Annotated in this window: 10 protein-coding genes; 6 read left to right on the forward strand and 4 right to left on the reverse strand. The window is 71.7% G+C overall.

The features are described from left to right. The first annotated feature begins 4 nt into the window (after positions 1-4). The 3 genes from IE247_RS08675 (at position 5) to IE247_RS08685 (ending at position 3,255) form a co-directional block, all read left to right on the forward strand. The gene (locus IE247_RS08675; RefSeq protein WP_229868955.1) at positions 5-1,156 is read left to right on the forward strand and encodes a low temperature requirement protein A; all 1,152 of its coding nucleotides are present in this window, start codon (positions 5-7) and stop codon (positions 1,154-1,156) included. 50 nt (positions 1,157-1,206) lie between these two features. After that, positions 1,207-2,259: a P1 family peptidase gene (locus IE247_RS08680; protein WP_190122368.1), complete on the forward strand. Its 1,053-nt coding sequence runs from the start codon at positions 1,207-1,209 to the stop codon at positions 2,257-2,259. A gap of 144 nt (positions 2,260-2,403) precedes the next feature. Beyond that, positions 2,404-3,255 (forward strand): DUF6227 family protein, encoded by an 852-nt coding sequence (locus IE247_RS08685; protein ID WP_190122369.1) that lies wholly within the window; start codon positions 2,404-2,406, stop codon positions 3,253-3,255. 43 nt (positions 3,256-3,298) lie between these two features. Here IE247_RS08685 and IE247_RS08690 read toward each other — a convergent pair whose 3' ends face one another. Further along, positions 3,299-4,858, reverse strand: a complete 1,560-nt coding sequence (locus tag IE247_RS08690) for an MFS transporter (protein WP_229868878.1) — start codon at positions 4,856-4,858, stop codon at positions 3,299-3,301. 63 nt (positions 4,859-4,921) lie between these two features. Here IE247_RS08690 and IE247_RS08695 point away from each other — a divergent pair, with 63 nt between their 5' ends. Continuing rightward, positions 4,922-5,881 carry a helix-turn-helix transcriptional regulator gene (locus tag IE247_RS08695; RefSeq protein ID WP_190122370.1) on the forward strand — a complete coding sequence of 320 codons (960 nt, stop codon included), beginning with the start codon at positions 4,922-4,924 and terminating at the stop codon, positions 5,879-5,881. A 146-nt stretch (positions 5,882-6,027) separates the two neighbouring features. Here the strand turns inward: IE247_RS08695 and IE247_RS08700 are convergent, their stop codons facing one another. After that, positions 6,028-7,035 carry a sigma-70 family RNA polymerase sigma factor gene (locus IE247_RS08700; RefSeq protein ID WP_190122371.1) on the reverse strand — a complete coding sequence of 336 codons (1,008 nt, stop codon included), beginning with the start codon at positions 7,033-7,035 and terminating at the stop codon, positions 6,028-6,030. A gap of 485 nt (positions 7,036-7,520) precedes the next feature. Here IE247_RS08700 and IE247_RS08705 point away from each other — a divergent pair, with 485 nt between their 5' ends. Next, positions 7,521-8,540 (forward strand): questin oxidase family protein, encoded by a 1,020-nt coding sequence (locus IE247_RS08705; RefSeq protein WP_190122372.1) that lies wholly within the window; start codon positions 7,521-7,523, stop codon positions 8,538-8,540. A gap of 65 nt (positions 8,541-8,605) precedes the next feature. Here the strand turns inward: IE247_RS08705 and IE247_RS08710 are convergent, their stop codons facing one another. Continuing rightward, on the reverse strand, positions 8,606-9,388 hold the full coding sequence (locus IE247_RS08710) for a dioxygenase family protein (protein ID WP_190122373.1): 783 nt from the start codon (positions 9,386-9,388) through the stop codon (positions 8,606-8,608). A gap of 106 nt (positions 9,389-9,494) precedes the next feature. Here IE247_RS08710 and IE247_RS08715 point away from each other — a divergent pair, with 106 nt between their 5' ends. Next, positions 9,495-10,010, forward strand: coding sequence for a MarR family winged helix-turn-helix transcriptional regulator (locus IE247_RS08715; RefSeq protein ID WP_190122374.1), 516 nt, complete (start codon positions 9,495-9,497; stop codon positions 10,008-10,010). Positions 10,011-10,111: 101 nt separating this feature from the next. Here IE247_RS08715 and IE247_RS08720 read toward each other — a convergent pair whose 3' ends face one another. Further along, positions 10,112-11,641 carry an MFS transporter gene (locus IE247_RS08720; protein WP_190122375.1) on the reverse strand — a complete coding sequence of 510 codons (1,530 nt, stop codon included), beginning with the start codon at positions 11,639-11,641 and terminating at the stop codon, positions 10,112-10,114. Positions 11,642-11,739: the final 98 nt, after the last annotated feature.

Genomic DNA, 11,739 nt, shown 5'->3' on the forward strand with positions numbered 1-11,739 from the left:
GCGGATGGCTCCCCGCAGCCGGGACGAGGCACATCGCGCGGCCACCCCGCTGGAGCTGTTCTTCGACCTGTGCTTCGTGGTCGCGGTCGCCCAGGCCGGTGCGCAGCTCGTCCACTCGCTCGCCGAGGGCCACCCCGCCACCGGCCTCGTCGGCTACTGCTTCGTCTTCTTCGGCGTGTGGTGGGCCTGGATGAACTTCACCTGGTTCGCCTCCGCGTACGACTGCGACGACGTCCCCTACCGGATCGCGACCCTCGTCCAGATCGCGGGCGTCCTCGTCTACGCGGCCGGGGTTCCCCGGGCCTTCAACGAGAACGAGTGGAACGTCGCGGTCGCCGGCTATCTGATCATGCGGCTGGCGCTGACGAGTCAGTGGCTGCGGGCGGCCTCGGCGGAGCGGGGCCGGGCCAGGGCGGTCGCGCTGACGTATGCCGCCGGGATCATGCTCTGCCAGGCGGGCTGGGTGGCCCTGCTGTTCGCGCCGCAGGGCTGGCGGCACTGGCTGTTCCCGATCGTGGTCGTGGCCGAGCTGCTGGTCCCGCCGTTCGCCGAGCGGCGCCGGGAGACGCCGTGGCACGCGCACCACATCGTGGAGCGGTACGGGCTGTTCACCCTGATCGTGCTGGGCGAGACGATGGCGGCGAGCACGGTCGCCGTGCAGTCGGCGGTGGACGAGCACAAGGCGGTCGCCGAGCTGCTGCCCATCGCCGCCGGAGGGCTGCTGATCATCTTCTCCGCGTGGTGGATCTACTTCGCCGTGCCGGCGCACGAACGGCTGATCTCCAACCGGCAGGCGCTGCCCTGGGGCTACGGCCATGTGCTGATCTTCGGCTCGGCGGCGGCGATCGGGGCGGGCATGGAGGTGGCCGTCGAGCACGGGGCCGGGGTCGCGCACATCTCCTCGTTCGCGGCGGGAGCGTCCGTCACGGTGCCCACCGCCGTGTTCCTGCTGACCGTCTGGCTGCTGCACGCCCGGCACTTCAAGCACGGCACGGTCCAGCAGCTGACCCTCCCGCTGGCGGCGGTGGCGATCCTCGGGTGCACCTTCGCGGGCGGCTGGGCGGTGTTCGCGGCCGGACTGGTCGCCGCGGCCACCGTCGCGGCCGGAGTGATCCTCAGCGACCGCGCGCGGACCCCGCTGCCCGTACGGGCGTAACGGGCCCGCGCGGACCGCCCCCGGGGCCCGGCCGTGATACCCAGGGAGGCATGAGCGACTGGGCGAGGCCGCCGGGCGGGAACGACGCGTTGACGGATGTGGCCGGGCTGCGCGTCGGGCACGCGCGGGTGGCGGGCGAGCGGGCGCTGAGCGGTACGACGGTCGTGCTCGCGCCGGAGGGCGGGGCGGTGGCCGCCGTGGATGTGCGCGGCGGCGGTCCGGGCACCCGGGAGACCGACGCGCTCGACCCGCGCAATCTGGTGGAGCGGATCGAGGCGGTCGTCCTGACCGGCGGCAGCGCCTACGGGCTGGACTCGGCGAGCGGGGTGATGGCCTGGCTGGAGGAGCGGGGCCGGGGGGTGCCGGTCGGCGGCCCCGGGCAGGTGGTGCCGGTGGTGCCCGCGGCCTGCCTCTTCGACCTGGGGCGCGGCGGCCAGTGGCGGGCCCGGCCCGACGCGGCCACCGGGCGGGCCGCGATCGAGGACGCGGCGCGCGGCCCGCTCGGCGCGCCGGTGGCGATGGGGAACACGGGCGCGGGGACGGGCGCGGTGGTCGGCGGTCTGAAGGGAGGGGTGGGGACGGCGAGCGTGTTTCTGCCGGGCCCGGGCATCACCGTCGCGGCCCTGGTGGCCGTCAACGCGGTGGGGTCGGCGGTCGATCCGCTCACAGGGGTGCTGTACGGGAGGTACTTCGAGGGCGCCGTACGCCCTCCCGGGCCGGCGGTGCACGCGCGGGCGGCCCGGAGGCTGGCGGAGGCGGTCGCGGCGAGCGGTCCGCAGCCGCTGAACACCACGCTCGCGGTGGTCGGCACCGATGCCGCGCTCACCCGGGCCCAGGCGCAGAAGCTCGCGGGCACGGCGCACGACGGCATCGCGCGCGCCGTGCGCCCGGTGCACCTTCTGAACGACGGGGACACCGTCTTCACCCTCGCCACCGGGGCCGTGGAGCCGGCCGCCGGAAACCCGCTCGCGCTCAACGATGTGCTGGCGGCGGGCGCGGACTGCGTCAGCCGGGCCATCGTGAAGGCGGTCATGGCGGCCGAGAGCGTGAGCGGCCCCGGCGGGGTCTTCCCCTCGTACCGGGAGCTGTACGGCATCAACTGATCCATGGGCCATGCCCGTTGACACGAAGCGGGGAACTTCACAAAGACTTGCTTCGTTTTTCGCAACGAGGGGACGAGTCGCAAGGACAAGGGGCTACTTTTAGCAATCAACGAGTTACTTGTGGCGACGGCCTGGAGACCCACCTTGAACGATCCGCATGAGACGACCGAGGCACACCTCAAGCGACTCCTGGGCCGGGCGCTCAACTCCTTCGACCTGCCCGACACCACGGTCGAACGACTGGACTCGGCACTGGCTCACGCGAGTTCGCTGCACTCCTCGCACCACAGCGGCTCGCTGGACCGCGCCACCTACCGGCACACCTATCTGCTGAGCGACGGCAGCGCGCTCACGCTGTGGGAGCTGGTGCACAGCACCGGTCCCCGGGGCGGTGTCGAGCAGCACGAGCTGTACACGGAGGAGTCCGAGGTGCGCCTCGCGGCGTCCCGGCTCCCGGCGGGGTTCCCCGGCTTCGCCGACACGGACGAGCCCGGCGGCATCGCGCCGTCCCCGTTCCCTCCGCCCCGCGCGGACGACGGACCCGCCTGGTCCTCCGGCCGGCCGGAGGCCGCCCGCCCGGGACCGACGGGCCCGTCAGACGATCCCGACGCGGACTTCGCGCTGCTCGCCGATCTGATCGCCGCGCCTCCGGCGGCGCTCCCCCGGATGTACGCGCCGGACGACTCGGCGGACCACGCCCGCCGGGTCCTGCGCCGCGCGGAGAACGCGGACCGGCCGGGTGAGAAGACGGCCCGGCTGCTGCGCTCCTCCTTCGCCCACCACATCACCCAGGTCTCCGCCCGGCAGTGCCTGGTGGGCGGCAAGGACGCCGGGTTCACGCTCTACGAGCACGCGTTCCTGCTGCTGGACGGAGCCGAGATCAGTCTGTGGGAGGTGGAGCACACCGCCACCCCCGACGGCCGTCACATGTGCGAGGTGTACCTCTCGGAGCACGCCGCGCGCGAAGCCATGGAGCTGCGCGCGCGGGTGCGGTGAGGTCTTTCGGCTGCCGCCCGCGCGGCAGGAGGCCGCGCAGGGGTCAGTGCGTCAGCACCGGCTCCCGGTGCGCCTCGGGCTCGGTGGGCTCGGCGGCCTCCGGCTTCGGCCTGGGCCGGGCGGGCAGCGCGAACATCACCAGGAAGATCACTACGAGTACCGCGACCACCCAGGACAGGGAGTTCTGGAAGGCGTCCGCGAAAGCCTCGCCGACCGCTTCCGGCACCCCCGCGCCCGCGCCGGCCCCCGAGTGCTCCGAGATCCCGTCGCCGGTCGAGCCGCTCATCGAGCCGAAGAAGACCACCGAGACCAGTCCGAGGCCGAGCGCGTTGCCGGTCTGGCCCATCGTGTTGATCAGCCCGGAGGCCGAGCCCGCGTGCTCGCGCGGCACATCGGAGAGGACCGCGTCGGTCAGCGGGGCCACGATCAGCCCCATGCCCACTCCCATGACGACCAGCGGGGCGATCATCTGCCAGGAGTTGATCCCGGTGCCGTAGTGCCCGGCCGCCCAGATGTAGAGCAGGACCCCCGCCGCCATCGTCAGCGCGCCCGCCTGAAGCACCTTCCGTCCAAAGCGCGGCACCAGCTTCTGCACGGAGACACCCGCGGCGGCCGACACCGCGATGGAGAACGGAACACCCGTCAGCCCGGCCCGCAGTGGGGTCCAGCCCAGCCCTATCTGCATGTACAACGTCCACACCAGGAAGAACACCCCGAGGACGACCCCGAAGACGAGCTGCACCGCGATACCGGCGGCGAAGCTCTTCACCTTGAACAGCGACAGCTCGACCAGCGGCGAGCCGTCCTTGCGGGTCTTGTACCGCTCGTACGCCACGAACGCGGTCAGCACCACCAGGCTGCCCGCCATGCACAGATGTCCCCACAGCGGCCAGTCCAGCTCACGGCCCCGGGTCAGCGGGTAGATCAGCAGCAGCAGGGCCGCGGTGACCATCAGCACACCGATCAGGTCCAGCTTCAGCGCCTTGGGCGCACGGGACTCGGTGATGAACTTCCGGCCGAGGATCAGACCGGCGATGCCCACCGGCAGATTGATGAGGAAGATGGGCCGCCACTCCAGGCCGAAGAGGTTCCACTGGGTCAGCAGCGCGCCGAGCAGCGGCCCGGAGACCGCGCCCAGGCCGACGACCGCGCCGAACAGGCCGAAGACCTTGCCCCGCTCATGCGCCGGGAAGGTGGCGTGGACGATCGACAGCACCTGCGGCACCATCAGCGCGGCCATCGCGCCCTGGAGGATCCGGGAGCCGACCAGCATCTCCGAGCTGGCGGCGAAGCCGCCGAGCGCGGAGGCGAGGGTGAAGCCGGCGATGCCGATGAGGAAGATCCGCTTACGGCCGTAGATGTCACCGAGCCGACCGCCCGTGATCAGACCGGCCGCGAAGGCGAGTGCGTAACCGGCGGTGATCCACTGAATCTCGCTGAAGGAGGTGCCGAGGTCCCGCTCGATGCTGGGGATCGCGATATTCACGATGGTGACATCGACCAGGTCCATGAACGCGGCGGTCATGACGATGGCGAGGGCGATCCAGCGGCGGCGGTCCGAGGTGCCACCGACTGGGACGGGCTGTTGGCTCTGTTGACTCATGAGGAAGACATTAAGTGTCTTCTAGGCCAGAACATGTCCTATATCGAAGGCATCCTGGTGCCCATGACGGATACTCCGGCACGGCTGCTGAATCTCCTCTCCCTTCTTCAGACCCCGCGCGAGTGGCCGAGCAGCGAGCTCTCCCGCCGCCTCTCGGTCAGCGCCCGGACGATCCGGCGGGATATCGACCGGCTGCGGGAGCTGGGCTATCCGGTCGAGGCGACCAAGGGCGCGGTCGGGGGATACCGGCTGGTGGCGGGAGCGGCGATGCCCCCGCTGCTGCTGGACGACGAGGAGGCCGTCGCGATCGCGGTGGGGCTGCGGGCCGGGGCGGGCCATGCGATCGAGGGCGTCGAGGAGGCGTCGGTCCGGGCGCTGGCCAAGCTGGAGCAGGTGCTGCCCGCCCGGCTGCGGCACCGGGTGTCCGCCCTCCAGGCCGCCACCGTCCCGCTGGCCAGGGGTGACGGCGCGACGATCGACCCCCGCACCCTGACCACGATCGCGAGCGCGGCCACCGGCGGGGAGCGGCTGCGCTTCGGCTACCGGGCGGGCGACGGCGTCGAGAGCAAGCGTCTGGTGGAGCCGCACCGGCTGGTCTCGACGGGCTACCGGTGGTATCTGGTGGCGTACGACGTGGGGCGGGAGGCCTGGCGGACCTTCCGGGTCGACCGGGTGTCGGAGCCATTCCCGACGGGGGCGCGCTTCACCCCCCGGGAGCTGCCCGCGGCGGGGGCCGACCTGCTGAAACACACCCGCCCGGACCGGCAGGAGCACGCGGTGGACGTGGACTTCGAGGCCCCGGCGGCCTTCGTCTCGGCCCGGCTGCCGAAGTCGCTCACCCCCTCCCCGACGGGCGAGGGAAGCTGCCGGCTGGTGGCACGGTCGGCCGACTCACTGGAGTGGCTGGCCCTGCGGCTGGCACTGGTCGACTGCGAGTTCACCGTGCACGGGCCGCCGGCCCTGGTCACGCACCTCGAAGAGCTGGGGGCCCGGCTGACCCGCTCGGCCACCGCGAAGGCCTGAGGGCGGAAGGCATCGGGGCCGAAGGCCTGGGGGCAGAAGGCCTGGGGGCAGAAGAAAGGACCCCGAGGCCAAGGGGGGAGATGGCCTCGGGGCCCGGCTCTGGGCGGGCGGGCGCGGGATCACGCGGTCCCGCCCGGCGGACGGGGTCACGCGGCGGCGTCGAAGCCGGTGTCCCGTGCCATCTTCTTCAGCTCCAGCAGAGCGTGCTTCTCGATCTGCCGGATCCGCTCCCGGGTCAGACCGTGCTCCTTGCCGACCTCCGTCAGCGTCCGCTCACGGCCGTCCACGATGCCGTAACGCATCCGGATGATCGACGCGGTGCGCTGGTCGAGCTTGCCGATCAGATCGTCGAGCCCCTCGCTGCGCAGCAGGGTGAGCACCGACTGCTCCGGCGAGACCGCCGAGGTGTCCTCCAGCAGATCGCCGAACTGGGTCTCGCCCGCGTCGTCCACCGGCATGTTGAGGCTGACCGGGTCGCGCGCCCAGTCCAGCACGTCGATGACGCGCGCGGGGGTCGAGGCCAGCTCCTCCGCGATCTCCGCGGGCTCCGGCTCGCGGCCCTTCTCACGGTTGAACTCGCGCTGCACCCGGCGGATCCTGCCCAGCTCCTCCACCAGATGGACGGGGAGCCGGATGGTGCGCGACTGATCGGCTATGGAGCGGGTGATCGCCTGGCGGATCCACCAGGTGGCATACGTGGAGAACTTGAAACCCTTGGCGTAGTCGAACTTCTCGACCGCGCGCACCAGGCCCGCGTTTCCCTCCTGGATCAGGTCGAGCAGGGGCAGCCCGCTGCGCGGATAGCGCCGGGCGACCGCCACGACCAGCCGGAGGTTGGAGCGGATGAAGACGTCCTTGGCGCGCTCTCCCTCGGCCACCAGGGCTTCGAGCTCCTCGCGCGCGGCACCCGCGGCACCGCTCTCGCTCTCGGCATCGCCGGCCAGGATCTGCCGGGCATAGACACCCGCCTCGATGATCTGGGACAGCTCGACCTCCTTGGCGGCGTCGAGCAGCGGTGTGCGCGCGATCTCGTCGAGGTACATGCCGACCAGGTCGCGGTCGGCTATCTCGCCGCTCACCGCGCGAACGCTGCTGGCCCGGCCGGTGGTCCTGGTGGTCTCGGACTGGCGACGGGCGACGGCACGGGTTGCCATGCGAGCTCCCTTGCTGAGTAGGTCGCGACACCCTTCCGGGTGCCCTGCATCCGATGGAAACAACGACTGGAATCCGGACAGAATTCCCATGTGGCACCCCCACTTTTACGATCTTGCAGTACCCTGTCCCGCCGCCGAGGCGGAACAGATGACCGCAGAATCACTGGAGGCGCAGGTCAGACCGGTCGTGGCAGTCGGCCGACGCCCTCGGCGGCGCGCTGCGCGACTACCCCATGAGACGTCCGTCACGCCTGCCACGTTCATCTCGCCGACGTATCTGTGAACAACGTCGTCCGGGACCGCGTTCCCACCCTGAAGGACGGTCTCCACCGCTCCCGGGTTGCCCGGAACCCCGACGCCGCGCCCCGCCCGGGCCGCGCCGGGTACCGGGCGGGGATCAGGCGGGGATCGGCCCTGAGGTGTAGGACCAGGTGTAGGACTCCAGCCCGTTACGGACCCGGCGGGCCCGCGCCTACGGTCGGCGCATGGACACCACCGGCACTCTCGACGAAGCGCTCGACCGTATCCACGCCTCCGGCCCCGAGTACCTCGGCTGGCTGAGCAATCACGCCCCGATGGCCGTCGAGGCGCTCGCGCGCCACGGCCAGGCGGGGGCCGTCCACCGCTGGCTCGACCGCTACCGCGACAAGCTGGAGGAGATGCCTCCCCGGCAGACCCCGGTCACCGGGTCGAACTGGCGCGAGGCGCTCGGCGACCCGGCGCGGATCACCGACTGGACGGATCACTTCGAGCGGGAGACCGCCGAGCACCCCTGGCGGGAGGTCCTGGCCGAGTGGTGGCCCCGGCTGCTGCCCGGTATCGCGGGCGGCGCCACCCACCCGGTGATCCGGACGGGCCATGCCGTGCGCACCCTGCTGACCACCGAGGAGACCCGCCCCCGGGTGACCGAGCTGGCCCACGCCCTCGGCTACTGGGCCGCCCGGCACTCCCCGCTGGGCGGGCCGCGGACCCTGGCGGCCGTGCCGAGCGCCGCCGCCGCGCTGGACGCGGTCCCCGTGGTGGCCGACCGGTCCGGCGGCATCGAGCACCGGCTGAGGCAGCTGACCGCCTTCCCCGGCTGGCCCCCGGCCACCGCCGCTCCCCTGGACCCCGACGCCGCGCACGCGCGGCTGCGCGAGCTGGTCACCGCCGCGACCCATCGCTACGCCACCCATGGCCACGGCGAGCCGGTGATGCTGGTGCACTCCGCGACCGCGCCCAACGCCGTACTGCGGGTGCTGCCCGCGCTCCCCCGTGAGCTGTGGCCGGTCAGCCTGGCCGCCGCGTGGGCGGCGAGCGCGGCGGTGACCGCCGCCTACAGCCCGGACGCCCCGGCGGCGTACACCCCGACCCGGGCGAGCGCGCAGGAGATCTTCGAGCGGGCGGCGGCGCACGGCGAGGACCACACCATCAAGTTCACCGACACCGCTCTCGACATCGGCGACGAGCGCGCGCTGACCGCCGCCGTCCGCTCGATCGAGCTGAACGAGCCCTTCCCGTACTGACCCGGGGGACACGACCCGACCTGGGGGACGCGACCCGACCCGGGGACTCGGCCGACCCGGGGGACTCAGCCGTACTGCACCGAGCGTTTCGCGAGCCCCATCCAGAACCCGTCGATCACGCTCCGCGCGCCGTCCAGCTCGTCCTGGGCCGCGCCCAGGGTGACGAAGAGCGGGGCGAAGTGCTCGGTCCTCGGGTGGGCGAGCCGCCCGGCCGGGGAGGTGTGCTCGAAGTCCAGCAGCGCGTCCACGTCGGCCGCCGCCAGCGCCCGGTTCCCCCAGTCGTCGAACTCCGCCGACCAGCCGGGGATCCCGCCCTGGCGCAGCGCCGCCAGATTGTGGGTGAAGAAGCCGCTGCCGACGATCAGGACTCCCTCGTCGCGCAGCGGGGCGAGCTTGCGCCCGATCTCCATCAGCCGGCGCGGGTCCAGGGTGGGCATCGAGATCTGGAGCACCGGAATGTCGGCCGCCGGGAACATCTCCACCAGCGGTACGTACGCGCCGTGGTCGAGCCCCCGGTCGGGGATGTCCTGTACGGGGCTGCCGGGGCCGCGCAGCATCTTGCGCACGGTCTCGGCCAGCTCGGGCGCGCCGGGGGCCGCGTACCGCACCCGGTAGTAGTGCTCGGGGAAGCCCCAGAAGTCGTACACCAGCGGCACGGTCTCGGTCGCGCCGAGCGCGAGCGGGGCCTCCTCCCAGTGGGCGGAGACCATCAGGACGGCCTTGGGGCGGGGCAGTCCGGCGGACCAGGCGGCGAGCTGGCCGGGCCAGAGCGGGTCGTCGGCGAGCGGCGGGGCGCCGTGCGAGAGGTAGATCGCGGGCATCCGCTCCGCGACCGGGGTGGCGGTCATCGTGACGACTCCGATCCTCGAACACAAAGAATTCTTGAAAGTTAAAGCGATACTCACCGTAGACCCATATAGTTCAACTTTCAAGAAGTGGTCGTACAGTGGACCCATGACAACCGCACCCACCGGCGGGGGCGAGCGGGAGACGCGCTGGCTCACCGACGACGAGCAGCGTGTCTGGCGCGCCTACCTCCACGCCACCACCCTCTTCGACGACCATCTCGACCGCCGGCTCCAGCGGGACGCGGGGATGCCACACATCTATTACGGCCTGCTGGTGCAGCTCTCGCACGCCCCGGGCCGCAGCAAGCGGATGACCGAGCTGGCCATCGACGCCAAGATCACCCGTTCCCGTCTCTCGCACGCCGTCGCCCGGCTGGAGAAGAACGGCTGGGTGCGGCGCGAGGAGTGCCCGTCCGACAAGCGCGGACAGAACGCGATCCTGACGGACGCCGGCTTCGCGGTGCTGGAGAAGGCCGCGCCCGGGCATGTGGAGACGGTGCGGCAGGCGATGTTCGACCGGCTCACCCCGGAGCAGGTGGAGCAGCTCGGCGAGATCATGCGCGTGCTCGCGGAAGGGCTCCAGCCGGAGGACTCCGGCGCGGATCTGCCCTGGCTGAGATGAGCCCCGTAGCCCCGTACGGGGAAAGAACGCGAAGGGCCCTGCCCGACACCGAGTGTGTCGGGCAGGGCCCTTCGTGTTCTCCGATCCGGCCGTCAGTGCGCTCAGTGCGCGACGACCGGGATCCTGATCTCGTCCTCGGCCCCGTCGGCGGAGCCCCCGGCCGGGCGGGTGTCCGGCCGGCCGCTGGTGATGAGCGCGAAGGCGATGCCCGCCGAGATCACCAGGATCCCGACCGCCCACCAGATGGCGGAGGTGAAGCCGTGCACCATGCCCTGAAGCTCAAGCAGCTTCGGGTCCGCCGCGCCGGCGGCCCGGTCGGAGATGTACGAGGTGGTCGCCGAGGCGGCGATCGTGTTCAGCAGCGCCGTGCCGATCGCGCCGCCGACCTGCTGGGAGGTGTTGACCATCGCGGAGGCGACACCGGAGTCGGCCGGGTCCACCCCATAGGTGGCCAGCGACATCGCGGGCATGAACGCCGTGCCCATGCCGAGGCCCAGCAGCAGCTGCGCGGGCATGATCAGACCGGCGTAGGAGCTGTTCAGATCGAGCTGGGTCAGCATCAGCATGCCCGCCGCGGCGGCCAGGAAGCCGGGCGCCATCAGCATCCGGGGCGGCACCCGGGTCATCAGCCTGGTGCCGATCTGGGTCGATCCCACGATCATGCCGACGATCATCGGCATAAAGGCGAAACCGGTCTTGACCGGCGAGTACCCCCGGACGATCTGGAGGTAGAAGGTCAGGAAGAGGAAGAGCCCGAACATCGCGATGACGGCGAGACCCAGCGAGAGATAGACACCGCCGCGATTGCGCTCGGTGAGCACGCGCAGCGGCAGCAGCGGGGCCTTGACCTTCGCCTCGGTGATGACGAAGGCGGCCAGCAGCACGACGGAGGCGACGAACACGCCCACCGTCAGACCGTCCGTCCACCCCGAGTGCTCGGCGCGGGTGAAGCCGTAGACCAGCGCCACCAGACCCAGCGTGGACAGGACGACGCCCGGGATGTCGAGCGAGGAGCGGTTGCGGGCGCTCTCCGGCTCCCGGATGACGAGGTACGCGCCGACGGCCGCGACGATCGCGAAGGGGATGTTGACGTAGAAGGTCCAGCGCCAGTTCAGATACTCGGTGAGGAAGCCGCCGAGGATCAGGCCGACCGCGCCGCCGCCTCCGGCGATCGCGCCGTAGATGCCGAACGCCTTGGCGCGCTCCTTGGCGTCGGTGAACATCACCGCGAGCAGGGAGAGCGCGGCGGGCGCGAGCAGCGCGCCGAACGCGCCCTGAAGGCCGCGCGCCCCCAGCATCATGGCCTCGCCGGTGGCCGCGCCGCCGAGCGCGGAGGCGGCCGCGAAGCCGATCAGGCCGACGATGAAGGTGCGCCTGCGTCCCCACAGGTCGGCGATGCGGCCGCCGAAGAGCAGCAGACCGCCGAAGGCCAGGGCGTAGGCGGTGATGACCCACTGCCGGTTTCCGTCGGATATCCCCAGGTCCTGCTGGGCGGTGGGGAGCGCGATGTTCACGATCGTCGCGTCCAGCACCACCATCAGCTGGGCGAGGGCGATGAAGACCAGCGCCTTCCACCGATTCGGATCGGCGGATCCTGAATCAGGGAGGGAGGTTCCGGATGTTTTTGGCATGGGAGTAGCCACCTCTTGGTGCGAATCGATCAAAAAGATGTGAAAGCGCGGCACCGCTCGCCGCGTCGCTCACCGGCCCGGTTCAGGTCCGGCTGAAG

It is taken from the genome of Streptomyces inusitatus (assembly GCF_014651115.1).
Lineage (GTDB): Bacteria > Actinomycetota > Actinomycetes > Streptomycetales > Streptomycetaceae > Streptomyces > Streptomyces amakusaensis.

Bases quoted from the DNA above. Each gene is read 5' to 3' on its own strand.
- IE247_RS08675 (WP_229868955.1), top strand. From the start codon at position 5: ATGGCTCCCCGCAGCCGGGACGAGGCACATCGCGCGGCCACCCCGCTG.
- IE247_RS08680 (WP_190122368.1), top strand. From the start codon at position 1,207: ATGAGCGACTGGGCGAGGCCGCCGGGCGGGAACGACGCGTTGACGGAT.
- IE247_RS08690 (WP_229868878.1), bottom strand. From the start codon at position 4,858: ATGAGTCAACAGAGCCAACAGCCCGTCCCAGTCGGTGGCACCTCGGAC.
- IE247_RS08695 (WP_190122370.1), top strand. From the start codon at position 4,922: ATGACGGATACTCCGGCACGGCTGCTGAATCTCCTCTCCCTTCTTCAG.
- IE247_RS08700 (WP_190122371.1), bottom strand. From the start codon at position 7,035: ATGGCAACCCGTGCCGTCGCCCGTCGCCAGTCCGAGACCACCAGGACC.
- IE247_RS08705 (WP_190122372.1), top strand. From the start codon at position 7,521: ATGGACACCACCGGCACTCTCGACGAAGCGCTCGACCGTATCCACGCC.
- IE247_RS08710 (WP_190122373.1), bottom strand. From the start codon at position 9,388: ATGACCGCCACCCCGGTCGCGGAGCGGATGCCCGCGATCTACCTCTCG.
- IE247_RS08715 (WP_190122374.1), top strand. From the start codon at position 9,495: ATGACAACCGCACCCACCGGCGGGGGCGAGCGGGAGACGCGCTGGCTC.
- IE247_RS08720 (WP_190122375.1), bottom strand. From the start codon at position 11,641: ATGCCAAAAACATCCGGAACCTCCCTCCCTGATTCAGGATCCGCCGAT.